Source organism: Pseudomonas sp. VI4.1 (assembly GCF_002029345.1).
In the GTDB taxonomy this organism is placed as follows: domain Bacteria; phylum Pseudomonadota; class Gammaproteobacteria; order Pseudomonadales; family Pseudomonadaceae; genus Aquipseudomonas.
The window spans coordinates 93,856-118,767 of record NZ_MULM01000171.1 but is presented as its reverse complement, the minus strand read 5'-3'; the positions used below and the strand labels follow the sequence as shown (position 1 = coordinate 118,767).

The following is a 24,912-nucleotide window of genomic DNA, read 5'->3' as shown; positions in this document are numbered from 1 at the left end:
CAAGTGCGCGAAGAGGCGGCCACCACCCTGGGCAAGGTCGGGCACGCCGACGCCGGGCCGGCGCTGGTCGAGGCCCTGGGCGACGATTACTGGCAAGAGCGCCTGCGCGCCACCCGCAGTCTCGGCCGCTTGCGGTATGCCCCGGCCCTCGCCGCGCTGATCGAAACCCTCGGTCATCGCATCAGCAACCTGCGTAAGGAAGCCGCGCTGGCCCTTGGAGAACTGCAGGACAAAGGCGCCATCGCGCCCTTGCAGGCGGCACAGGACGATGGCGATCCGGAAGTGCGCAAAGCCGTGCGCATCGCGTTGAGTCAGTTGCAATGAACCCGCTGGCCATTGGTAATTCCCAGGGTAAACAGCAACTGCGCCTGAACTGGCCGGATGGTCGTGAGCAATTGCTCGACCACGCTGAATTGCGTCGGCAATGCCCGTGTTCGCAGTGCCGGGCGTTTCGGTTGCAAGGGTTGACGGTGAAAGTCGATGAGCGCATCCGCGTGATTGAACTCAACCAGCAAGGCTACGGCCTGCAACTGATCTTCAGCGACGGCCACGAACGCGGGATCTACCCGTGGCCCTATCTCTCAGGACTCACCTGAACCTGTAGGAGCTGGCTTGCCAGCGAACGCGTCCTTGAGCCTTGTGATGATCTTTCGGCCGCCTTCGCTGGCAAGCAGCTCCTACAGGTGCTTGCCAGGAAAACACCAAAAGAGTACAAATGTACTCCATGACGACTCTAACTCCCCGCCGTACCGCCATCCTGACCTTCATCCGCGAGCGAATCGCCGAGCACGGTCAGTCCCCGAGCCTCGCTGAAATCAGCGAGGCGTTCGGTTTCGCCTCCCGCAGCGTGGCGCGCAAGCATGTGCTGGCGCTGACCGAAGCCGGTTTCATCGAGGTCAATGCGCATCAGGCCCGGGGCATTCGCTTGCCCGGGCAACCGGCGCGGCCCGAGCTGCTGGACATTGCGGTACTGGGGCGGGTGGCGGCGGGGGCGCCGATCGGGGCCGATGCCGAGGTGCACAGCCGCTTGCTGCTGGACCCGTCGATGTTCTCCCGGGTGCCGGATTACATGTTGCGGGTCCGGGGCGACTCCATGATCGAGGACGGCATTCTCGACGGTGACCTGGTGGGTGTGCATCGCAATCCGGAGGCCGTCAACGGCCAGATCGTCGTGGCGCGGCTCGATGGAGAAGTCACCATCAAGCGTTTCGAGCGGGTCGGCGATGCACGTGCGCCTGTTGCCGCGCAACCCGGCGTATCAGCCGATCATCGTTCGCGCAGATCAGGACCTGGCCATCGAAGGGGTGTTCTGCGGTCTGGTGAGGCAAGGGTGATGGGCGCCGTCGTTGCGTTGGATGCGCTGTTCAATGGCGGCCAGGTCTGGCGGGGCCGGCCTGCGCCACCGGCCGCCAGCCCGCAACCCACCGGGCATGCCGCGCTGGATGCGGCCTTGCCCACGGGCGGCTGGCCGGAAGCGGCGTTGACGGAGATCCTCCTGGCCGGGCAGGGCGTCGGCGAGTTGCAACTGGTATGGCCGGCGCTGGCGCGGTTGTCGGCGGCGGGTGAACGCATCGTGCTGGTGGCGCCGCCCTACGTGCCGTATCCCCAGGCGTGGCAGAGCGCCGGGGTCGATCTGCGCCAGTGTCGATCATCCAGGCCAGCGAGCGCGATGCGCTGTGGGCGGCGGAACAATGCTTGCGTTCGGGCAGTTGCGGCGCGGTGTTGTGCTGGCCGCACAAGGCCGATGACCGCGCTTTGCGCCGCTTGCAGGTGGCGGCGGAAACCGGCTCGACCCTGGCATTCGCCTACCGCTCGATCCATGAAGCCATCAACCCTTCGCCCGCCGCCTTGCGCATTGCCATCGACGCCAGGCCTGCGCAGTTGCGGGTGCTCAAGTGCCGGGGCGGGTTGGCGCGGTCGGCGCCGATTGCCTTCCCGGTGGGGCATTGAGGTTGCCATGCGCTGGGTGTGCATTCTCTTCCCGCAATTGGCGCTGGACGCGGTCTGCGTCATCGCGCCGACCCCGATGAGCCGCTGGCGCTGCTGAGCGGCCCGGCCCAGCGTCGGGTGTTGCAGGCGGTCAACGCTTCGGCGCGGGCGCTGGGCTTGCGTCCGGGCCAGTCGATGACGGCTGCGCAGGCCCTGAGCAAGGGTTTTGTCACGGCGGAATACGACGCTGCCGAGATCGAGCACTGGCAGCAGTTTCTCGCCGCCTGGGCCTATCGGTTCAGCTCCCAGGTCAGCGTGCATTACCCGCGGGCGGTGGTGTTTGAAATCGAATCCAGCCTGGGGTTGTTCGGGCCCTGGCCGCACTTCGAAGCACGCTTGCGTGCCGAACTGGGCGAAGCTGGGGTTTCGCCACCGCATCGTTGCCGCGCCCAACCCGGTGGCGGCGCGGGTATTGGCCAATGCCTATGACGGTCTGGTGGTGCCCGACGATCAAGCCTTGCAGTATCACCTGGGGCAGTTGCCCATTGACCGCATCGGGTTGGAGGCGGGGGTCGCCACGGCGTTGTCGCGCATGGGCTTGCGCACCCTGAGTCAGGTGCAGGCGTTGCCCCGGCAGAGCCTGGCCCGGCGTTTCGAGGCCCAGGTGCTCAAGCACCTGGATGCCCTGCTGGGCGCCCGTCGGCTGGCGCTGGCGTTCTACTTGCCGCCGGACCGGTTCCGATGTGCGCATCGAGCTCAATTTCGATGTGCAGTCCCATCAGGCGCTGCTGTTTCCGTTACGCCGCCTGACCTGTGATCTTGCTGCTTTCCTCTGTGGCCGGGACAGCGGCGTGCAGCGCTTTGACCTGCACCTGGAACATGCCGGGTTACCGGACAGCGTGATCAAGGTCGGCCTGCTCAGCGCCGAGCGCGATCCGGCGATGCTCTTCGAGCTGGCCCGGGGGCGGCTGGAACAGGTCCGGGTCGAGGCCCCGGTGCGCGGTTTTCGTCTGCGCGCCGAAGACTTGCCAGCCTTCGTTCCCCAGTATCAGGAACTGTTCGACGACCGCCCGCAGCAGTCCTTGCCCTGGGAGCAACTGCGCGAACGCCTGCGCGCGCGGCTCGGGGATGATGCGGTGCAGGGCTTGCGGTTCCAGGCCGATCACCGGCCGGAGTGTGCGTGGCAGGCCAGTGTCGACAGTCAGCCCTGTGCGGAGTTGTCGGGCGTGCAACGACCGGGTTGGCTGCTGACCGAACCCTTGGCGGTCCACGAAAGCTCGACGCGCATCCTCATGGGGCCGGAACGCATCGAGTCCGGTTGGTGGGACGGCGCCGACGTGCGCGCGATACTACCTGGTCGAAACCCGTTCCGGCCAGCAGGGCTGGGCCTATCGGGCGGTGGGTGAGGGCGGCCCGTTATGGCTGCAGGGCTGGTTCGCATGACGATCGATTATGCCGAGCTGCATTGCCTGTCGAACTTCAGTTTCCAGCGCGGAGCCTCCAGTGCCCTCGAACTCTTTCAACGGGCGAAAAAACAGGGCTATCAAGCCTTGGCGATTACCGATGAATGTACGTTGGCCGGTATCGTTCGCGCCTGGCAAGCGGCCAAATCCGTGGAACTGCCGCTGATCATCGGCAGCGAGATCCGCATCGACCACGGTCCGAAACTGGTGCTGCTGGTGGAAAACCTCGAGGGTTACCAGACCCTGTGCCGACTGATTACCCGGGCCCGACGCCGCACGCAAAAAGGCCAGTATCAGGTGCTGCGCGAAGACTTCAGCGAATCGATGCCGGGACTGTTGGTGTTGTGGGTACCGGACGCGGTCGATGACGTTGAAACCGGTCGCTGGCTGCAGCAGACCTTTGCCGAACGGCTGTGGCTGGCGGTCCAGTTGCATCGCGGCCAGGACGATAGCCGCCGGCTGCACGAGCTGCTGGGGCTGGCAAGGGCGCTGCGCATCCCGGCGGTGGCCAGCGGCGATGTGCACATGCATGCACGCGGGCGGCGCGCCTTGCAGGACACCATGACCGCGATCCGTCATCACCTGCCGGTGGCCGAGGCCGGGTTGCGCCTGCACCCCAATGGCGAGCGCCATCTGCGCAGCCTCGAGGCCTTGGGCGAGCTGTATCCGCAAGCATTGCTCGATGAAACGCTGAACATCGCCCGGCGCTGCACGTTCGACCTCGGCCAGTTGCGTTATCAGTACCCTCGGGAGCTGGTGCCCGAGGGGCACACGGCCACCTCCTGGCTGCGGGTGCTGACCGAGCAGGGCATTGCGTGGCGTTGGCCACAAGGCCCGCAAGCCAAGGTATTGCTGCAGATCGACAAGGAACTGGAGCTGATCGCCGAGCTGGGCTATGAAAGCTATTTCCTCACGGTTCACGACATTGTGCGGTACGCCCGCGAGCAACGGATTCTTTGTCAGGGTCGTGGTTCGGCCGCCAACTCGGCGGTGTGCTTTGCCCTGGGGATCACGGAAATCGATCCGGATCGCACTACGCTGTTGTTCGAGCGCTTTCTCTCCAGGGAACGCAACGAACCGCCGGACATCGACGTCGATTTCGAACACGAGCGGCGTGAAGAAGTCCTGCAGTACGTGTTCCGGCGTTATGGCCGCACCCGCGCGGCGCTGACCGCGGTGGTCAGCACCTATCACTCGGCCGGCGCGGTGACGCGACGTGGCCAAGGCCTTGGGGTTGCCGCCGGACCAGGTCAATGCCCTGGCCGATTGCTGCGGCCACTGGAGCGATGAAACACCCCCCGTGGAGCGCCTGCGCGAAGGCGGTTTCGACCCCGACAGCCCGGTGCTGCGCCGGGTGCTGAGCCTGACCGGGCAGTTGATCGGCTTCCCCCGGCACCTGTCCCAGCACCCCGGCGGCTTCGTGATTTCCGAGCAGCCCCTGGACAGCCTGGTGCCGGTGGAAAACGCCGCCATGGCCGATCGCACCATCATCCAGTGGGACAAGGACGACCTGGACGCGGTCGGGCTGCTCAAGGTCGATATTCTGGCCTTGGGCATGCTCAGCGCGATTCGCCGCTGCTTTGATCTTTTGCGTCGTCACCGCCACCTGGACCTGAGCCTGGCGACGATCCCGGCCGAGGATTCGCCAACCTACGACATGATCGGCCATGCCGACACCGTCGGCGTGTTCCAGATCGAGTCGCGGGCACAGATGTCGATGCTGCCCAGGCTCAAGCCCCGGACCTTCTACGACCTGGTGATCGAGGTCGCGATCGTGCGGCCGGGGCCGATCCAGGGCGGCATGGTTCACCCTTACCTGCGGCGGCGAAACAAGGAAGAGCCCGAGACCTATCCCTCCCCGGAACTGGAGGCCGTGCTCAAACGCACCCTGGGCGTGCCACTGTTCCAGGAACAGGTGATGCAGATCGCCATCGTGGCCGCCGACTACAGCCCCGGCGAAGCCGATCAATTGCGTCGCTCCATGGCTGCCTGGAAACGCCATGGCGGACTGGAGCCGCACAAGGATCGCCTGGCCGCCGGGATGAAGAAAAATGGCTATACGCCCGAGTTCGCCGCGCTGATCTTCGAACAGATCAAAGGCTTTGGCAGCTACGGGTTCCCCGAGTCCCATGCCGCCAGTTTTGCCTTGCTGACCTACGCCAGTTGCTGGTTGAAATGTCACGAGCCGGCGGCCTTCGCCTGTGCGCTGATCAACAGCTGGCCCATGGGTTTCTACAGCCCGGACCAGATTCTGCAGGACGCGCGCCGGCACCACTTGCAGATTCGCCCGGTCGACGTGCGGGCCAGTGACTGGGATTGCAGCCTGGAACCGATCAGCGGCGCGCAGCCGGCGATTCGCATGGGCTTGCGGATGATCAAGGGGTTTCGCGAGGTCGATGCCGGCGGATCGAAGCGGCCCGTGCCAAGGGGGTCTTCATCGACATTGCCGACCTCGGTGCACGGGCGCGACTCGATGCCCGCGCCCAGGAACAACTGGCCGATGCCGGGGCCCTGCGCGGCCTGGCCGGTGACCGGCATCGGGCGCGCTGGGAGGTGGCGGGGGTGCAGAAACAGCTCGGTTTGTTTGCCGGGCTGCCGAGCCAGGAGGAAGACGCGGTGGCATTGCCCAAACCCACCGTGGGCGAGGACCTGCTGGCCGATTACACCAGTGTCGGCACCACCCTCGGGCCACATCCGCTCGCCCTGCTGCGGGATGAATTGAAAGCCCGGCGTTGCCGCAGTTCGAAAGAGCTCATGGCGGTCGAGCACGGCCGCCCGGTCAGCGTCGCCGGGCTGGTGACCGGCCGGCAACGCCCGGGCACCGCCAGTGGCGTGACCTTCGTCACCCTGGAAGACGAGTTCGGCAACGTCAACGTGGTGGTCTGGCGCGACCTGGCCGACCGGCAGCGACAGGTGCTGGTCGGCTCGCAGTTGCTCAAGGTCGACGGGCGTTGGGAAAAAGAGGGCGAGGTGCGCCACCTGATTGCCGGACGCTTGAGTGACCTGAGCCCGTTGCTGGTCGGCATCAGCGTGCGCAGCCGGGATTTCCGCTGATCCCGCACATCCCCCTGTAGGAGCCGGCTTGCCGGCGAATGCGTCAGCACATCCAACAACTCTGTGGCTGACCCGCCGCCTTCGCCAGCAAGCCGGCTCCTACAGATCGGTGGTCCTGATCTCGCGGATTATTTGGCCTCAGGCCAAAACCGCTGCCCACCCCCCGGCGCATCCGTCCACGCTTGCAGCGACCGGGTCGGCAAATCGAAATAATCCCGGGTACGCGCATACCCATGGCCACCCATCCGGCCAATCGCATCGAGCCCCAGTTGATCGATATACAGGGTTTTTGGATCGATCAACTCATCCCGCACATGGGCCATCAGCACTTCACCCAAGATGATCTCCCGCGACTGGCCGATGGACAGCGCCATCATCTGGCGGCATTCCAGCGCCACGGGGGCTTCGCCGATCCTCGGGCATTTGACGGTCGTGCCAGCAATCGCGGTGAGGCCCGCGGCCGTCAGTTCGTCGAAGCCCGGGGCGAAGGGCACGGCGCAGACGTTCATGGCTTCCACCAGGGCATCGCTGACGATGTTCACGGTGAATTCCTGATTGAGCTGGATGTTGCGGGTGGTGTCCTTGGGGCTCTGGTCACCGTAGTTTTCCACGCCCAGTGCGAGGATCGGCGGATCGGCGGAGAGGGCGTTGAAGAAGCTGAACGGCGCAGCGTTGATCCGGCCTTCGCCGTCGATGGTGGTGACCAGGGCAATCGGCCGTGGCACCACGCTGCCGATCAGGATCTTGTATTTATCCCGCGCACTCAATGTGCTGAAGTCGAAGCTTTGCATGGGCAGAAACCTCTAGAGAAGTGGATCGATGGTGCTCAATGGCACCTGTGCGCTGTAGTCGTCGGCGAACGGGATGGCCGGTTGGAACAGGCCTCTCCAGTCGGGTTGGCCAAAAGCCCGGTCACTGTGGCTGCGCATCAGTTTTTCGAATTGGCGTTGCGCCTGGCGTTGCAGGGCGGGGTAGTCGACCCCTTGAACCTGGCCGTCTTGCATGACACAGCGGCCGTCGATGTAGCTGGCGATGCAGTCGTCACCGCGCCGGCCGAGCAGCAGGTTTTTCAACGGATCGAACAGCGGTCCCAGGTGCAGGCCGCGCAGGCTGAACACCGTGATGTCGGCCTTGGCGCCCGGTGCCAGACGCCCGAGATCATCGCGGCCCAAGGCCCTGGCGCCGCCGAGGGTCGCGGCGTTGTACAGGTCCAGCGTGCTGGTCAGCGAGTTGCCGCCCTCCAGCAAGCGAGCGATGTTCAAGCCCTGGCGCATGTTCTCCAGCAAGTCCGCCGGCCAGGTGTCGGTACCCAGCGCGAAGTTGATGCCCTTGGCCCGATAGCGCCCGAAGGAATTCAGCGCCTCGCCATCCCGGGCAAACACCACCGGGCAATGCACCAGGCTGGCGCCGCCGTCCACGATGCGTTGCAGGTCGTCATCGCCGTGGGTGTAGAGGCCGTGGGGCAGCAGGCTGCGCGGGGTCAACAGCTCCAGTTGTTCCAGCCACGCCAGGGGCGAGACGCGCGCAGTTGCTCGACCATCGCCACCTCGCCAAGCCCTTGGCAGCAGTGCAGACGCATCGGCGCATTCAGTTCCCGGCTCAGCGCGGCAGTGCGTTGCAGCAGCGCCGGGGTACAGGTCTGGATGCGATCCGGCAGCAGTGCGCCGCGAATCAGGTCGCCCTGGGCGCCGTCGAAGTCATGGAAAAACCGCGCGGCGGCCGCAAGTCCGGCCATCCCCCGGGCCTCGTCCCAGTGATGCCCGAGACTGGCATCGGCGCGCCAGTAACTCATGCCGCTCATGTAGCAGGGACCGAGGTAAGTGCGCAGCCCCAGCTCACCGGCGATCCCGGCCACCGCGGCAAATTCGTCGTAGGTCTCGGCCCACTCGCGGTAGTACATCGAGGTGATCGGCATGGCCGTGGTGATGCCGTTGCGGATCAGCTGAGTGAAGGCGTAGCGGTATTTGAAAATCTCTTCCTCCGCGGTGTAGCTCTCCCGCGGGCCGGCCGCCAGGTAGTCCTCGGACCACATTCGGCCCATGGCCCGCTCATCGCCGTTGTCGAGTGTCAGCACCGTGGAATCCAGATCCCCGAGCGCATCCAGATCGATGAAGCCCGGCCCGATCAAGGCATTGCCGTAATCGATCCACTGATCCACCGGCCCCGGATAATCGCGCCCGACAAACAGGATGCACGTGCCTTCGAACACCACTTCGCCGTCGCGCCACAGCACATGTCGCTGGCCATCGAAGCCGACGACACAGCTGGATTTCAGGCCGATGCGCTTCACAGACGACTGTCCAGTAAAGACCCGCCGGCGGCGATCAGCCTGCCTGCCCGATACACCTGGCGCACTGGCCGCGAGACCACGGCCTCACCCAGGGTTTGCACCGGCAGCAGCAGGAAGTCCGCCGCGTGGCCGATCTCCAGCCCATAACCTTTACAGCCCAATGCCCGGGCGCCATTGACCGTCGCCGCCTCGAACGCCGCCGCCAGTTCCTCGTCCTTGCTCAAGTCGAAACGAAACGCCAGCAACATCGCCCGTTCCAGCATGTCGCCGTTGCCCATGGGCGACCAGGCGTCACGAATGCCGTCCGAACCCAGGCAAACGTTGACCCCGGCTTCGCGCAGGGCGAGGAACGGTGGCACCGCGCAGTCGGCGGGTGCCGAACTCATCAATGAAATATTCAGTGCCGCCAGACGGTCGGCCACGGGTTTGACCTGACTCCACGGCAACATCCCGAGGCAGTAAGCATGACTGATCATCACCCGACCCTGACGCGCGAAACGCTCGGTGTAGTCGGCGATCAGCGCGATCTGCCACAGGCCCAGTTCACCTTTGTCATGCAGGTGGATGTCGACGCCGCGATCGACTCGCTGGCCAGCTTGAAGACGAAGTCGAGTTGGGCGATCGGGTCGTTGTCGATGCCGCAGGGGTCGAGGCCTCCGACGTTCTCCACGCCCAGGGCCATGGCTTCGCGCATCAGCTCGGCAGTGCCGGGGCGGCTGATCAGGCCGGTTTGCGGGAACACCACCAGTTGCAGGTCGATCAGGTCGCGGTAGGTTTCGCGCAGTTGCTGCATGGCGTCGACATGGCGCAGGCCGAAGTCGGGGTCGATATCGACGTGACAGCGCAGGGTCAGCGACCCGCGGGCGATGCAGTTTTCCAGCAGGGCGCCGGCCCGTCGGGCAATCGGGGCGTCGATTTCCCGCAGTACCCGGCGTCGTTGGCGATGTAGTCCTTGAGGGTCGGGCCGGCGCTGTTGGGGCGCCAGGGCTGGCCCCAGAGGGTTTTATCGAGGTGGACGTGGCTTTCCACCAGGGCCGGGGTGAGGAGGTGGTTCTGGCCGTCGATGTCGGTGGCGGTCAGCGGTGCGCTGGTGGCCGGGCGCCGAGCTTTGAACAGGCCGTTTTCCAGAAGCAGGTCTTCGGCGGGGGCGCCGTAGGGGCGCACATTGCGCAGCCAGCGTGGGTGGGTCATTGCATACCTCGAATTGTGTAGTGTTTGGGCCGGGCCTCTTCGCGAGCAAGCCCGCTCCCACAGGGGGTATGGGTTGAACAGAAAAAATGTGGACAACCCTGTCGACCTGCTCGCGAATTTTGTGTTGTATGGACGGGCCTCTTCGCTGGCAAGCCAGCTCCTACAGGGGGCTCGGTTGGCACACCATTTTTGTTCCAGCACAAAAACCTGTGGGAGCGGGCTTGCCCGCGAAGGCCGCGACTCGGTTTCAAGCCTGGCACTTAACCCTTGAGCTTCGCCCAGATCCGGTCCTGCAACTCCCGCGCCTTGTTGCTGCACTCTTTCTCCGGGCGCAGGCGCGAGGCGAATTCATCCGGCATGTTGATGGCGTCCATCACCCGCCATTTGGCGTCGATCAAGGTGTCGCTCTGGATGCCGTTGGCGTAGGCAATGGCGTTGGACACGGCGGCGGCGTTTTCCGGTTTCATCATCCAGTCGATGAACACCTTCGCGTTGCCCGGGTGCGGCGCGCTTTTCGGTACGGCGAAGTTGTCCTGGAACATCGCCAGGCCTTCACGGGGATACACATACTTGATCGTGCTCTTCTGCAACGTGGCCCGAGCGGTGGAGCCGTTCCAGTTCTGCATCATGATCACTTCACCGGACGCCATGCGGTCGACGGTGTTGTCGGAGCTGTACATCTTCAGGAAGGGTTTCTGTTTTTGCAGCAGTTCCAGGATGCGCTTGGCGTCCTGGGGGTTTTCGCTGCATTCATCGACGTTCAGGTAATGGCTGGCGGCGTTGATCACGCTGCTGGAGGTGTCGAGGGCGGCGAGTTGGCCTTGCAGTTCCTTGCGCGGTTCGAAGAACTCTTTCCACGAGTCGTCCAGCTGGCCACCGGGCACTCGCGCGCTGTCATAGGAAAACCCGGTGGTGCCCCACAGGTACGGCGCCGAGAATTTGCGCCCGGGGTCGAAGCTCGGGTTGCGGAATGCCGGTTTGACGTACTGGAAGTTGGGCAGGCTCGAGGCATCGAATGCCAGCAGCAAGTCCTGCTTGATCAGGGTTTGCATGATCGACTGCGACGGCACGATCACGTCATACGCCGCGCCGCCGGCCTGCAACTTGGCCAGCAGGGTTTCGTTGCTGTCGTAGCCATCCATGGTGACCTTGATGCCGGTTTCCTTTTCGAACTTCGCCAGCAGTTCGACCGGGTAGTAGTCGGTCCAGTTGTAGAAGAACAGTTGCTTGGGCTCGGCGGCCTGTGCGAACACCGTGAAGCAACTCAGGGCAAGACCGGCAACAGCGAAACGCATGCTTTTTGTTTTTTTCATTAGAGAACGCTCCAGGCTCATTGGTGTTTGCCGCGCTGTCCCAGCCAGAAGGCCAGCACCACCAGCACGATGGAAATCAGCAGCATCAGGGTCGAGATCGCGTTGATCTCCGGGGTCACACCGGCCTTGATCGCCGAGAAGATGTACACCGGCAAGGTCGTGGAGCCCGGGCCGGCAACGAAGAAGGTCATGATGAAATCATCGAGACTGACCACGAACGCCAGCACCGAACCCGACAACACCGCCGGCCACAGCAGCGGCAGGGTCACCCGGCGAAACACCTGCCAGGGGTTGGCGTACAGATCGTTCGCCGCCTCCAGCAGGCTCTTGTCCAGGTCGTTGAGCCGCGCGCGAATCGGCAGGTAGGCGAAGGGAATGCAGAAGCCGATGTGCGCGACGATCACTGTCAGCAAGCCCAACTTGATCCCCAGCGCCATGAACAGCAGCAGGGTCGCCACGGCGGTGACGATCTCCGGCAGGATCAGCGGCAGGTTGATCCCGCCCTCGACCATTTTCTGTCCATAGAACGGCCGGTAGGTCGCCAGCGCCGCCAGCAACGCTATGGCCGTGGCGCAGACCGTGGCGATGCTGGCGACGATGATCGAGTTCAGCGCCGCGGTCTGGATCGACGGGTTCGCCAGGATTCGTCCGTACCAGGCGAACGAAAACTCGGTCCACACCGTCGCCGAGCGGTTGGCGTTGAAGCTGTAAGCAATCAACACCAGGATCGGCAAGTACAGATAGGCCAGGATCAGCAGGCTGACTTCCCGGGTCAGGGGCAGTTTTTTCAGGTGCAGGGCGATCATGCGGTGGCTCCCCGGCGAAGTGTTTTGGCGGCGCGGCGGCTATAGAGGGCGTACAGCACCAGCGACAGCAGCAGAATCCCCAGCAGCAGGAACGACAGCGAACTGCCCAGCGGCCAGTTGCGCGCGGTGCCGAACTGCTGCTGGATCAGGTTGCCGATCATCAGGGTCTTGCCACCGCCGAGAATCGCCGGGGTGATGAAGGCGCCAAGACTTGGCACGAACACCAGCAGCGCGCCGGCAATCACCCCAGGCATCGACAGCGGCAGGATGATCCGCTTCAGAGCGTGCCAGCGATTGGCGCCCAGGTCGTAGGCGGCTTCCACCAGGCGCCAGTCGAGTTTTTCCAGGGTCGAGTAGATCGGCAAAATCATGAACGGCAGGAAGCTGTAGACCAGCCCGACGCTGACCGCGAAGTCGTTGTAGAGCAGGGTGATGCCGCCGGCTTGCGGGAACAGCGCGTTGAGGCTCTGGGCGACCCAGCCATGCTCGCGCAGGATGATCAGCCAGGCGTAGTTGCGGATCAGCAGGTTGGTCCAGAACGGAATGGTGATCAGCAACACCATGAGGTTGCGCCGACGCGGGGTCAGGCTCGACATCCACAGCGCCACCGGAAAACCGAACAGGAAACACAACACCGTGGTGCCGCCGGCCTGAAACACCGAGCGCAACAGCGCCTGGGCATACACCCAGTTGAGCTCCAGTTCACCGTCGAACCCTTCCTGGAAAAACAGTTGCACGTAGCTGTGCAATTGCCAGTCGGCCTGCCAGTCGACTCCGCCATAGACGTTGCGCGGCAGCAGGCTGATGTAGCCCATGATGCCGAGCGGAATGGCGATCAGCGCCAGCAAAGTCAGAACCACCGGGCTGAGCAACAGCGCGCGGTTGAGTGCGGGAGAAGTGCTGCTGACGCTCGTCTCAGGCCTCCATCAACAGGCAGGCGTGGGGCGGCAGGTTGACCGCGACGCGATCACCGACCACCCGGCCGCGGTTCAGGCCTTCGTTGTTTTCGCGCAGCATGACCTTGATGTCGTTGTTCAAGCGGCACTGGTACAGGGTGGCGGTGCCGACGTACAGCACCGCCTCGATCACCCCGCGCAGGTGGTGCGGTTGCGCCGGGTCGACCAGTTGCGAACGTTCCGGACGGAACGCCAGTTGCACCCTGGCGCCGTCGAAACCTGGGGCCGGGCAGGGGATTTCCACCGGCATGCCACTGGGCACGAACAGGTTTTCATTGTGCTGGCCGCGCTTGAGATGGCCGGGAAGGAAATTGATGTCGCCGATGAACTGGGCGACGAACTGATGTTGCGGGCGTTCGTAGATGTCGTTGGGGGTGCCGATCTGCAGGATCTTGCCGGCGGACATCACCGCGATGCGATCGGACAGGGTCAGGGCTTCTTCCTGATCGTGGGTGACGAAAATGAAGGTGATCCCGGCTTCCTTCTGCACGCGCTTGAGTTCGACCTGCATTTCCTTGCGCAGCTTGAGGTCGAGGGCCGACAGCGGTTCGTCGAGCAGCAACACCCTGGGTTTTGGCGCCAGGGCCCGGGCCAGCGCCACGCGTTGCTGTTGACCACCGGACAGCTCGGCCGGTTTGCGCCGGGCCAGGTGTTGCATTTGCACCAGGGCCAGCATCTCATCGACGCGTGGTGTTATCTGCTCGCGATCAACACCCTGCATCTCGAGGCCGAAGGCGATATTCTGCGCGACACTCATGTGCGGAAACAGCGCGTAGCTCTGGAACACCGTATTGACCCGACGCTTGAACGGCGGCAGGTCGTTGACCGGTTCGCCGGCGAGGCGGATCTCGCCCTCGCTGACATGCTCGAAGCCGGCGATCGTGCGCAGCAGGGTAGTCTTGCCACAGCCGGAAGGGCCGAGCAGGGTGAAGAACTCGTTGTCGGCGATGTCCACCGACACGTTGTCGAGGGCGGGAGCCAGCCCTGGATCGTCGGAATACCGCTTGGAGACGCTACGCACTTCAATCGCTACTGGATGACCCATAATGGTGCATTCCTCTAATTATTGTATGCAATATCTGGATGCAATCTACAGATAACCGGATTAATCTGCTCATGCAACCCCCTTTTTCAATGGCTGAGCATCGCCAGGGGCCGGTTGTCTAGCGCAAAAGGGAGGGTTCAGATGACCGAAAAGAAACTGGAGACCACAGTCGACCGCGTCTACCAAGGGGTTTACGAGGCGATCAGCAGCCGTTCGTTGCGTCCGGGGATGAAGCTGGGCGAGGCGTCGCTGGCCGAACTTTTCAATGTCAGCCGGACGTCGGTTCGTGCCGCGCTCAAGCAACTGGAGGCCGATGGACTGGTCACCACCGAGCCCAACAAGGGGGCGTCGGTGTCATTGCCCAGTGACGAGGAGATCCGTTCGTTGTTCGAAACCCGGCGCCTGATCGAGATCGGCATCGTCAGCGAACTGTGCCGTCGACGTGACACCGCGGTGACCCGGGACCTGCGCGATCATTTGTTGCTCGAGGACGAAGCGCACCGCAGCGGCGATCATGCGCGGCTGATTCATCTGCTCGGCGAGTTCCACATCAAGCTCGCGCAAAGCCTGAACAACCCGGTGCTGCTGGACTGGTTCCGCAAACTGATTTCCCGTGCCTCGCTCTACGCCGCCGCGCTGGATGACGACAGCCACCAGGCCTGCCGCGATGACGAACACCTGCGCCTGATCGAGTACATCGAGGCCGGCAACCAGAGTGCGGCCATCGAATTGACCTGCCTGCATTTGAACGGCATCGAGAAGGCGATTCTCGACGTCGCCGCCACTTTGAAAACCGGCTACCACCCGCTCAAGCATTTGATCGAGGTCCTGTAGGAGAGAGCTTGCTCGCGATGGGCGCAAGGGCACCGCGTTTTTCCAGGCGGTACTCGTCATCGTTGACGTCCATCGCGAGCGAGCTTGCTCCTACAGGGGGTGAATCAGTGATACATCGATGAACCATGGGCGCCCCAGGCAGGCATTGAATCAGTGATACATCAATGAACCATTGTCGCGGCAAGTGCTCGAAGCAAACAGGTGCCATTCAGGGACAAAAGAGCCAGCCAATGCAGTTTCTAGACGATAGCCACGGATGTGCCGGCTGGAGCGGTGAAATGGCCGGGCGTATTCGTGCGTTCGACTGGAGCCTGACCGAGCTGGGGACGATGGACGCCTGGCCCGCAAGCCTGTGCAGCGCAGTGCAGTTGATGATCGCTTCGCCACTGCCGATGGTGATGCTCTGGGGCCGCGCCGGTTACATGATCTATAACGATGGGTACTCGAAATTCGCCGGTGGTCGCCATCCTTACCTGTTGGGTGCCCCGGTGGAATTGGGCTGGCCGGAAGTGGCCGAGTTCAATCGGCACGTGGTCAACACCTGCCTGGCGGGCGGCACGTTGTCCTATCGCAATAAAGAGCTGGTGCTGCTGCGCGACGGGGTCCCCGAAGACGTCTGGCTGGACCTGTATTACAGCCCTGTGGCCGATGATGACGGCAAACCGGCCGGGGTCATGGCGATGGTGGTCGAGACCACTGATCACGTGATCTCCGAACGTCGCCGCCGCGCCGCCGAAGACGCCTATCGCGCCGACAACGAACGAGTGCGCCTGGCGCTCAATGCCGGTGCCTTGCTCGGCTCGTTCGTCTGGGACATCAAGGGCAATGTGCTGTCCGGCGACGAGCGCTTCGCCCGCACTTTTTCCTACCCGGCCGAGCAAAACCTGGCCGACCTGCCAACGGACATCGCCCAGGCACGGATCCATCCCGATGATCGCAGTTGGATTCAGGAACAAGTCAGTCGATCGGTGGCAACCGGCGACCCCTTCAACGCCGAATACCGGGTCCTGCGCGCCGATGGCAGTTATCTGTGGGTGCAGGCAAGCGGCTGCTGCGAGTTCAACGAGCTGGGCGAACCTTTCCGCTTTCCCGGGGTGTTGATCGACATCCATGAACGCAAGACGGCCGAGGAATCCTTGCTCAGGTTCACCCGCAACCTGGAGCAGCGCGTCGCCGATGAAGTGGAGGCGCGGCTGACGGCCGAAGAGCAATTGCGTCAATCGCAGAAACTCGAAGCCATCGGCGGCCTTACCGGCGGCGTGGCCCATGACTTCAACAACCTGTTGCAGGTGATCGCCGGCAACCTGCATCTGCTGGCGCGGCATGAACCGGACAATGCCAACGTGCAGCGCCGGGTCAGCGCCTCGATTGCCGCGGTCGAGCGCGGCGCCAAGCTGTCCTCGCAATTGTTGGCCTTTGCCCGCCGCCAGCCCTTGTCCCCGGCAGTCTGCGATCCACGACAGATTTTCGACGGCCTGGCTGAGCTGTTGCAGCGGGCCCTGGGGGAAACCATCCAGATCAGTGTGACGGCACCTGAAGATGCCTGGCATCTGCATGTGGATCGCAATCAGCTGGAAAACGCCATCCTCAACCTGGCGATCAATGCCCGTGACGCCATGCAGGGCGAAGGAACCATCGAGCTGAGTGCCGGCAATATCGCGCTCGACGCCCGGTTCTGCGCGGGCAAGGGCATTGTGCCCGGCGATTATGTCTGCGTTGCGGTGGCGGACAGCGGCGTCGGCATGTCACCCGAGGTGCTGGGGCATGCGTTCGAACCGTTTTACACCACCAAGGCCGATGGCCAGGGTACGGGGCTGGGCTTGAGCATGGTGTTCGGGTTCGTCAAGCAAAGCGGCGGGCATATCGACATGTCCAGTGTGCCGGGGCAGGGCACCCGGGTGCAGCTGTATTTCCCCCGTAGCCTGCGGCCGCTGCCCAGTGAATCAGCCTTGCATGATCCCCAACAGCCTGGCGGCAACGAAACCGTATTGGTGGTCGAGGATAACGAGGCGGTGCGCAGCGCGGCGGTCGAGTTGCTGCGCGAAGAAGGCTATCAAGTCCTGACCGCCGGGAACGGCGACACGGCCATGCAGATGTTGCTGGAAGGCGTGCCGGTGGACCTGATTTTCACCGATGTGGTCATGCCCGGACTGATCAAGAGTTCGGACCTGGCCGCCTGGGCCAAGGTGCAGACGCCGCCGGTGCCGATCCTGTTCACCTCCGGCCACACCCGTGACATCATTTCGCGCAATCACCAGCTCAGCCCCGACACGCATCTGCTGAGCAAACCTTATGGCCCCGAAGCGCTCAGCCAAATGGTCCGCGCGGTGCTCAACCGCTGAACACAGAACCCCCGGGTGAACACGTAACTGCTGAACACAAAACCCCCGGATGAACACAAAACGTGACGGCTGAACACAAAATCCCCGGATGAACACAAAACGTGACGGCTGAATACAAAATCCCCGGATGAACACAAAACGTGACGGCTGAATACAAAACCCCTGTAGGAGCTGGCTTGCCAGCGAAGGCGTCCTCACAGTCAATAAAGATGTCGCCTGACACACCGCCTTCGCCAGCAAGCCGGCTCCTACAGGGGAGCCGCGTACATCCATACCATTCCATCGGGGCTACCCATGACTGACAAGCGCACCTCCATCTCCCCTTCCGGCATGGTCAGGGTGCGCGGCGCCCGGGAGCACAACCTCAAGAACGTCGACGTCGATATTCCCCGCGACGCCCTGGTGGTGTTCACCGGGGTCTCCGGTTCGGGCAAGTCCTCGCTGGCGTTCTCGACCCTCTACGCTGAAGCGCAACGCCGCTATTTCGAATCCGTGGCGCCTTATGCGCGGCGCCTGATCGACCAGGTCGGGGTGCCGGATGTCGACTCGATCGACGGCTTGCCACCCGCCGTGGCCTTGCAGCAGCAGCGGGGCACCCCGAGCACGCGGTCGTCGGTGGGCAGCGTGACCACGTTGTCGAGCCTGATCCGCATGCTGTATTCCCGGGCCGGGAGCTATCCGCCGGGACAGCCGATGCTGTACGCCGAAGACTTCTCGCCCAACACGCCACAGGGGGCGTGCGCGCAATGCCATGGTCTGGGCCGGGTGTACGAAGTCACCGAAGCCTTGATGGTCCCGGACCCGAACCTGACCATCCGCCAGCGCGCCGTGGGCTCCTGGCCCATGGCCTGGCAGGGACAGAACCTGCGGGACATCCTGGTGACCCTGGGCTACGACGTCGATAAACCCTGGCGCGAACTGCCGAAAAAACAGCGCGACTGGATTCTGTTCACCGAAGAGACACCGACGGTGCCGGTGTACGCCGGGCTCACGCCGAAAGAAACCAGGGTCGCGCTCAAGCGCAACATGGAACCGAGTTACCAGGGCACCTTCACCGGCGCCCGGCGCTACATCCTGCACACCTTTACCCATTCGCAAAGTGCGCTGATGAAGAAGCGCGTGGCGCAATTCATGCTGGGCAGTCCTTGCCCGGTATGCGACGGCAAACGGCTCAAGCGCGAGGCCTTGTCGGTGACCTTTGCCGGCTACGACATCGGTGAGCTGTCGCAGATGCCGTTGCTGCAAGTGGCCGAAGTGTTGAAGCCGGTGGCGGCGCACAGTTACCTCGAACAGGCCGATGAAGCGGGTGAAGTGTTGACGCATCTGCAGACCCGCGAGGCCCGCGAGCAGGCGAGTGGCCCACGGCGCCAGCGGTCACGCGAACGCGCCGGACGTGCGCCACACGCCCAACCTGTCGGTGGAAAAACGCCTGGCCGCGCAGCGGATCGCCCAGGACTTGCTGGAACGGGTCAGCACCTTGACCGACCTGGGCCTCGGTTACCTGGCCCTGGAACGCAGCACGCCGACCTTGTCCTCCGGCGAGTTGCAGCGCCTGCGCCTGGCGACGCAATTGGGTTCGCAGTTGTTCGGCGTGATCTATGTGCTGGATGAGCCGTCGGCCGGTCTGCACCCGGCGGATGGCGAGGCACTGTTCGAAGCCCTGCAACGGCTCAAAGCCGCTGGCAACTCCTTGTTCGTGGTCGAGCATGACCTGGAAACCATGCGCCGCGCCGACTGGCTGATCGACGTTGGCCCGGAAGCGGGCGAACATGGTGGCCGGATCCTCTACAGCGGACCGCCGCCAGGGTTGGCCGACGTCTCTCACTCCCAGACTCGCGCCTACCTGTTCGCCGAACAGGTCAGCCAGCCCCGGGTCAGTCGCCAGGCGAGCGACTGGCTGCGGCTGGAAGGCATCACCCGCAATAACCTGAATAACCTCGGCGTCGAGTTTCCGCTGGGCTGTTTCACGGCGGTGACCGGTGTGTCGGGTTCAGGCAAATCGAGCTGGTCAGCCAGGTGTTGCTGGAGCTGGTGGGCGCGCATCTCGGGCGCCCGGCCAGTGACAGCGAGGCTGACGCGTTGAGCCTGGAGGACGATGCGCCACAGGTCAGCGGCGGCCAGGTCATCGGTGGCCTGGCGTCGATCAAGCGCCTGGTGCAGGTCGATCAGAAACCCATCGGCCGCACACCCCGCTCGAACCTGGCGACCTACACCGGGCTGTTCGACAACGTGCGCAAGCTCTACGCCGGCACGCCCCAAGCCCGGGCCGCAGGCTATGACGCCGGCCAATTCTCTTTCAATGTCGCCAAGGGACGTTGCGCGACGTGCGAAGGCGAAGGCTTTGTCAGCGTCGAGTTGCTGTTCATGCCCAGCGTCTACGCGCCGTGCCCGACCTGCCACGGTGCGCGCTACAACCCCGAGACCCTGGCGATCCTCTGGCAAGGTTTGAACATCGCCCAGGTGTTGCAGCTGACGGTGGACGAAGCGGTGGAGGTGTTCGCCGGGCAACCGGGGATCCGCCGCTCGCTGGAGGTGCTGCGCGATATCGGCCTGGGCTATCTGCGCCTCGGCCAGCCGGCGACCGAATTGTCCGGTGGCGAAGCCCAGCGGATCAAACTGGCGACCGAACTGCAACGCAACCAGCGGGGGGCGACCTTGTATGTGCTCGATGAGCCGACTACCGGCCTGCATCCACGGGATGTCGATCGCTTGCTCGAACAGTTGAATACGCTGGTGGCGGCGGGGCATACGGTGATCGTCGTCGAACATGAAATGCGCGTGGTGGCGCAGAGCGACTGGGTGATCGATATCGGGCCGGGGGCGGGGGATCAGGGCGGGAAAATCGTGGTGGCGGGGACGCCGCAGAAGGTGGCTAAAAGCAAAAAGAGCAAAACGGCGCCGTTTTTGGCCAGAGTGCTTGGGGTATGAGTTTGTATTGATTGTGCCGACGCCTGTAGGCGCCGGCTTGCTGGCGAAGGCGTCTGCATGGGCGCTGCAAGGTTCGAGGACGCCTTCGCTGGCAAGCCAGCGCCTACAGGGGATCTGTGTGGTACACAAATAATGGGAGCGACTGGTCCATTGTGGGAGCGGGCTTGCTCGCGAAGGCGATCTATCAGGCGCCGTCGAGTGTGCGCCGAACCTTATCCAGCAGCTCATTGATCTGGAACGGCTTGACCAGCATCTCCATGCCATCCCCCAGAAACACCTGGCGGTTGATCGCGGTTTCGGCGTAACCGGTCATGAACAGGATCGGCAACTTTTCCCGCCAGCCCCGCGCCACATCGGCCAGTTCGCGCCCGCTCATGCGCGGCAGGCCGACGTCGGTCAGCAGCAGATCGATGGTCTCGTCGTTCTGCAAGCGCTCCAGAGCGCCCTCGATGTCGCCCACTTGCGTGCAGCGATAACCGGCATCCACCAGCACTTCGGCGACAAACATCCGCACCGACGGCATGTCTTCGACAATCAGCACATGTTCGCCGCAACCCTGTGGATCCACGCTGGAGGGCTGGTTTTCGCTGGCCAGGAGGTCGGCACTGGCGGGCAACATGATGGTGACTTCGGTGCCGCGCCGGGCCACGCTGCGGATGTGCGCATCGCCACCCGATTGCCGGGCGAAACCGTAGATGGTCGATAACCCGAGGCCGGTGCCCTGGCCCAGGGGCTTGGTGGTGAAGAACGGATCGAACACCTTGCCGATCACACTGTGGTCGATACCGGTGCCGTCATCGCGTACCGCCAGGGCCACATACGCGCCATCGGCCAGATTGGGGTCGCCGTGGGAAAAGGCCGCATAGGTGCTGACCCATACATTGCCGCCCTGGGGCAACGCATCGCGGGCGTTGATCACCAGGTTGAGCACGGCGCTTTCGAGCTGGATCGGGTCGACCAGGGCGATCGCCGGTTTAGAGGTCAATTCCAGTTTCAGGGCGATGCGCTCGCCGATGGTGCGCACCAACAGTTCCTCGAGAGAACGCACATGCTCGTTGATGTCCACGGGCCGGGTGTCGAGGGGTTGCTGACGCGCGAAGGCGAGCAGGCGATGAGTCAGGGAGGCGGCGCTCATGGCCGAACTCAAGGCCGCTTCGGCGTAGAACTGAACCTTGTCGGTGCGCGAGGCCGCGATGCGTTTCTGGATCAGCTCCAGGCTGGTGATGATGCCGGTGAGCAGATTGTTGAAGTCATGGGCGATGCCGCCCGTCAGCTTGCCCAGGGCATCCATCTTCTGCACTTGCAGCAACTGGGCTTCGGTGCGTGCGCGTTCGGCGACTTCCTTGGCCAATTGGGTGGTGGCGTCGTCCAGCCGGGCCAGGTGCGAGCGTTCGCGGTGCCGGTGTTCGGTGACATCCTCGACGAACACCAGGCTCAATTCCGGTGTGCGGTAGGGCGAAATCTGCCACTCGGTGTCGCGCACTTCGCCCTGGACCCGCATGGCCAGGGTGCCTTTCCAGCGCTCGCCATAGGCCAGGCGCAGGCGCAGTTCGTCGATGATCGCCTCCTGGTCTTCGGCAAAGCACTCGCGCAGGGCGTCCGGGTTGCGATTGTCCTGGATCATCTGCGCGAAGGCATGGTTGCATTCGTGAATTTTCAGCTCGGCGTCCAGCACGGCGATGGGCGCCGACACGTTGACAAAGATTTCCCGGAACCGCGCCTCGCTGTCACGCAGGGCGTTTTCGGTTTCCCGCACGCGCAGCAGGGTGCGCAGGGTGGCCAGCAACACGTCCGGGTCCACCGGGTGGATCAGGTAGGCATCGGCGCCGGCGTCCAGGCCGGTGATGATGTCCCCGGTCTGGATCGAAGCCGCCGACACGTGAATCACCGGCAGCAGCGCGGTAGCCGGCTCGGCGCGCAGTTTGCGCACGATGTCGAAGCCGCTCATGTCCGGCAGGTTGACGTCGAGGATCAACGCGTCGATGTTGACGCTGTCGATCAGCACCAGGCCTTCGCCGCCGGTGCCGGCTTCCAGCACCTCGTAGCCGTGGCGTTCCAGGCGCCGGCGCAGGGCGTAGCGGGTCGCGACATTTGTCGTCGACGATCAGCAGCGGATGTCACGTTTCATCGGCGGGCTCCATGGCGATGGCCAGCGGGATGATTACGAAAAAGGTCGAACCCTTGCCCGGCGTACTCTGCACCCCGACTTCGCCACCCAGCAACGCTGCGAAGCGTTTGCACAACGACAGTCCGAGCCCGGTTCCGCGAAGGCGTTTCTGCAAGGGGGAGTCCACCTGAGAGAAGTCTTCGAACAATGCGCCATGAAGCGCCGGGGCGATACCTATTCCGGTATCGCTGACGGCAAAGCGCACGCGGTCGCTGCCTTCCAGCCGGGCCGAGACGCGGACTTCGCCGCGAGTGGTGAACTTCAATGAATTGGCAATGAAGTTGCGCAGGATTTGCGCGAGTTTCTTGTCATCGGTATAGAGCCTTGGCAAGCCCACCGGCTCTTCGAAAATCAAGTCCACGGCACTGGCGTCGACAATGGGCCGGAACATGCCGCGCAAGGCGGCGAACAGGTCCAGCATGTCGAACCAGGCCGGGGAAATGGTGATGCGCCCGGCTTCGATCTTGGCCAGGTCCAGCAAGTCGTCGACCATGTCGCTCAGCTCCCGCGCAGCGACGCTGACGAAGGCCACTTGCTTGTGCTGCTCTGGGCTCAGGGGACCGTCGAGTTCATCGCTCAGCAGGCCGGTGATGCTCAGGATCGAGCCCAGTGGCGTGCGGAACTCATGGCTCATGTACGACAGGAATCGGCTTTTGAGGTCCGAGGCCTGGCGCAACTGTTCGGCCTGGGTGTCCAGTTCGGCGTACAACGCCAGCACCCCCTGGTTGGTTTCATCCAGTTCCTCGCGCAAGGCGCTGGCTTCGCCCTGTAATTGCGCGATCAGCGCGGCTTGTTCGTCAACCTGACTCATGGGTGTCTCAGCCATGGGTTGCCTCCAGAGCAATGACCAGTACCGTCACATCGTCCCGTCCACGGCAGAAGTCGCGGTGCAGGATGGCGGCAATCACGGCCGGATGGCGGTGCACCAGGCCGGGGTAATCCTGCAGGTTCCAACGGGACTGCAGGCCGTCGCTGTACAGGATCAATAGCTGACCGTTCACTTGAGCATAGTCAAAGGGTTGGGCCTTTCGATACTGGCCGCCGACGATGCCGGGGTGGGAGGCCAGGCCGCGGGATTTGTCCGGGGCGATCAGGCTGCCACCGATGTTGCCGATACCGACGAATCGCAGGGCATTGCCGGTGCCGTCGAACTGGGCAATGGCCAGGGCTCCGCCACGGGTGCCGATCATGGCATGGTGGATGTTCTTCGAGCAGCAACAGCGGCGACGCGAACGGCGACCGGGCAAAAACCTGCTCGCCGGCGCGGGCAGCGCGTTCGGCTTCTTCACCGTGACCGAGGCCGTCGATCACCAGAGCGCTGATGTGGGAGCCGTCAAACGCCAGGTGCCAGACATCGCCACAGGCGGGGTCGTCGTGCAGCGCATGCTGGCTGATGCCGATTCGTCGGTCCGGCGCCTTGTCACTGCGCGGATACAGCCGCGTCAGCAGCACGGCGCCTCGGGCGTCGGCATAGACATCAAACACCTCGGCCTGGCGCGACACCGCCCCCAGCCCGATGCCCTGGGTACCGCCGGTGGAAAAACCATCGGTCAGGCACGCGTGCACATCGAAGCCCTGGGCGCGGTCGACGGCGAGAATCTCGATCCCGACACCCGAGGCTCGCGGCAGGACCCTCAGGTGCAGTTCGCCACGGGTGGCATGCTTGAGAATGTTGCTGGCAAGCTCGGTGGCCACCAGGGCCACTCGCCCGGCATCGGTAGCGTCGAAACCATGTTTTTCCGCCAGCTGCTGCGCTGTGCGTCGTGCATGACCGATCTGGCTGCTGTCTTCGATCGGCAGCACCTGGGTCATTGACCCGCCCATGTTCACGTCCATCGCGCGATCGTTATGCGAGTGCCTTTGCCGGGCGCGGTTTGCAGGTCGAATTCTTCCACCAGGCGCTTGGCGCCGGTCAGGCCCAGCCCCAGGCCGCTGCCGGAGGTCCAGCCGTCGGTCATCGCCAGCTTGATGTCGGGGATGCCCGGGCCTTCGTCGCGAAAGACCAGGCGCAAGCCGGTGCGTGAATTCTCGTCGAGAATCTGCCAGTCCATGTCACCGCCGCCGCCATAGACCATGGTGTTGCGCGCCAGCTCGCTGACGGCGGTCACCAGCTTGGTCAGGTCGATCAGGCGCATGCCGCATTCCTGGGCGAGCTTGCGCGCCAGTTGCCGGGCCAGCACCACGTCTTGCTCGATGTGAATCGGGTGAGTGCCGCTGCTGCGCACGGTCATTGCTCGCGCACTCGTGCCCGCAGCAGTTTCATCCCGCGCTCGACGTTCAGCGCCGTACTGACGCCGGGCAGGGTCAGGCCAAGCTCGACCAGGGTGATGGCCACCGCCGGCTGCATGCCGACCAGCACGGTCTGGGCGTCCATGATTTTCGACAGCCCGGAGATGGTGCCGATCATTCGGCCGATGAACGAGTCGACCATGTCCAGCGCCGAGATATCGATCAGGCACGCCGCGGGCCGAGGTCCGGCTGATGCGCTCGGACAGGTCGTCCTGGAGGGTCAGGGCCAGTTGGTCATGCATGTCGACCTGGATGGTCACCAGCAGGAAGTCGCCCATTTGCAAGATCGGAATGCGCTCCATCGC

11 protein-coding genes and 10 pseudogenes are annotated in these 24,912 nt (G+C 63.9%); 9 read left to right on the top strand and 12 right to left on the bottom strand.

The features are described from left to right. The 6 genes and pseudogenes from BZ163_RS23215 to BZ163_RS23190 form a co-directional block, all read left to right on the top strand. A partial coding sequence (locus BZ163_RS23215) for a HEAT repeat domain-containing protein (RefSeq protein ID WP_143511029.1) occupies positions 1 to 324 on the top strand: 324 nt, incomplete at its 5' end. Next, a complete protein-coding gene (locus tag BZ163_RS23210; RefSeq protein ID WP_128872746.1) occupies positions 321 to 596 on the top strand; it encodes a DUF971 domain-containing protein in 276 nt (91 codons plus the stop codon). The genes BZ163_RS23215 and BZ163_RS23210, both read left to right, overlap by 4 nt. A gap of 119 nt (positions 597 to 715) precedes the next feature. Then, positions 716 to 1,334, top strand: a pseudogene (gene lexA, locus BZ163_RS23205) (transcriptional repressor LexA). Then, positions 1,334 to 1,950, top strand: a pseudogene (imuA, locus tag BZ163_RS23200) (translesion DNA synthesis-associated protein ImuA). The pseudogenes lexA and imuA overlap by 1 nt, the downstream one beginning before the upstream one ends. A 7-nt stretch (positions 1,951 to 1,957) precedes the next feature. Beyond that, positions 1,958 to 3,372: pseudogene (locus tag BZ163_RS23195) on the top strand (DNA polymerase Y family protein). After that, positions 3,348 to 6,446 (top strand): annotated as a pseudogene (locus tag BZ163_RS23190) (error-prone DNA polymerase). Before BZ163_RS23195 ends, BZ163_RS23190 begins: the two co-directional pseudogenes overlap by 25 nt. A 128-nt stretch (positions 6,447 to 6,574) precedes the next feature. Here BZ163_RS23190 and BZ163_RS23185 read toward each other — a convergent pair. The 7 genes and pseudogenes from BZ163_RS23185 to BZ163_RS23155 all read right to left on the bottom strand — a co-directional run bounded on the left by BZ163_RS23185 (position 6,575) and on the right by BZ163_RS23155 (position 14,047). Then, complete coding sequence (locus tag BZ163_RS23185) at positions 6,575 to 7,237, bottom strand: flavin reductase family protein (protein ID WP_128872745.1); 663 nt, start codon at positions 7,235 to 7,237, stop codon at positions 6,575 to 6,577. 12 nt (positions 7,238 to 7,249) lie between these two features. Beyond that, a pseudogene (locus tag BZ163_RS23180) lies at positions 7,250 to 8,736 on the bottom strand (amidohydrolase family protein). Beyond that, positions 8,733 to 9,927, bottom strand: a pseudogene (locus tag BZ163_RS23175) (amidohydrolase family protein). Before BZ163_RS23175 ends, BZ163_RS23180 begins: the two co-directional pseudogenes overlap by 4 nt. Before the next feature lie 260 nt (positions 9,928 to 10,187). Further along, positions 10,188 to 11,240 (bottom strand): extracellular solute-binding protein, encoded by a 1,053-nt coding sequence (locus tag BZ163_RS23170; protein WP_128872744.1) that lies wholly within the window; start codon positions 11,238 to 11,240, stop codon positions 10,188 to 10,190. Positions 11,241 to 11,257: 17 nt separating this feature from the next. Continuing rightward, on the bottom strand, positions 11,258 to 12,046 hold the full coding sequence (locus BZ163_RS23165; RefSeq protein WP_128872743.1) for an ABC transporter permease: 789 nt from the start codon (positions 12,044 to 12,046) through the stop codon (positions 11,258 to 11,260). Then, entirely contained in the window at positions 12,043 to 12,906 is an 864-nt protein-coding gene (locus tag BZ163_RS23160) for an ABC transporter permease (RefSeq protein ID WP_256579099.1), read from the bottom strand. The genes BZ163_RS23165 and BZ163_RS23160 overlap by 4 nt, the downstream gene beginning before the upstream one ends. 55 nt (positions 12,907 to 12,961) lie before the next feature. Beyond that, the gene (locus BZ163_RS23155) at positions 12,962 to 14,047 is read right to left on the bottom strand and encodes an ABC transporter ATP-binding protein (RefSeq protein ID WP_128872741.1); all 1,086 of its coding nucleotides are present in this window, start codon (positions 14,045 to 14,047) and stop codon (positions 12,962 to 12,964) included. Between the two features lie 141 nt (positions 14,048 to 14,188). Between BZ163_RS23155 and BZ163_RS23150 the strand changes: the two genes are divergently transcribed. The 3 genes and pseudogenes from BZ163_RS23150 to BZ163_RS23140 all read left to right on the top strand — a co-directional run bounded on the left by BZ163_RS23150 (position 14,189) and on the right by BZ163_RS23140 (position 20,151). Continuing rightward, on the top strand, positions 14,189 to 14,881 hold the full coding sequence (locus BZ163_RS23150; protein ID WP_128872740.1) for a GntR family transcriptional regulator: 693 nt from the start codon (positions 14,189 to 14,191) through the stop codon (positions 14,879 to 14,881). 230 nt (positions 14,882 to 15,111) lie between these two features. Beyond that, entirely contained in the window at positions 15,112 to 17,223 is a 2,112-nt protein-coding gene (locus BZ163_RS23145) for a PAS domain-containing sensor histidine kinase (RefSeq protein ID WP_128872739.1), read from the top strand. 294 nt (positions 17,224 to 17,517) lie between these two features. Then, a pseudogene (locus BZ163_RS23140) lies at positions 17,518 to 20,151 on the top strand (excinuclease ABC subunit A). A gap of 184 nt (positions 20,152 to 20,335) precedes the next feature. Here BZ163_RS23140 and BZ163_RS23135 read toward each other — a convergent pair. The 5 genes and pseudogenes from BZ163_RS23135 to BZ163_RS23115 form a co-directional block, all read right to left on the bottom strand. After that, positions 20,336 to 22,279 (bottom strand): annotated as a pseudogene (locus BZ163_RS23135) (response regulator). Continuing rightward, positions 22,269 to 23,144: a sensor histidine kinase KdpD gene (locus tag BZ163_RS23130; RefSeq protein ID WP_128872737.1), complete on the bottom strand. Its 876-nt coding sequence runs from the start codon at positions 23,142 to 23,144 to the stop codon at positions 22,269 to 22,271. Before BZ163_RS23130 ends, BZ163_RS23135 begins: the two are co-directional and overlap by 11 nt. Beyond that, positions 23,137 to 24,154 (bottom strand): annotated as a pseudogene (locus BZ163_RS23125) (ATP-binding protein). Before BZ163_RS23125 ends, BZ163_RS23130 begins: the two are co-directional and overlap by 8 nt. Continuing rightward, entirely contained in the window at positions 24,145 to 24,549 is a 405-nt protein-coding gene (locus BZ163_RS23120) for an anti-sigma regulatory factor (protein ID WP_128872736.1), read from the bottom strand. The pseudogene BZ163_RS23125 and the gene BZ163_RS23120 overlap by 10 nt, the downstream one beginning before the upstream one ends. Then, positions 24,546 to 24,909, bottom strand: a pseudogene (locus BZ163_RS23115) (STAS domain-containing protein). The gene BZ163_RS23120 and the pseudogene BZ163_RS23115 overlap by 4 nt, the downstream one beginning before the upstream one ends. Positions 24,910 to 24,912 lie beyond the last annotated feature (3 nt).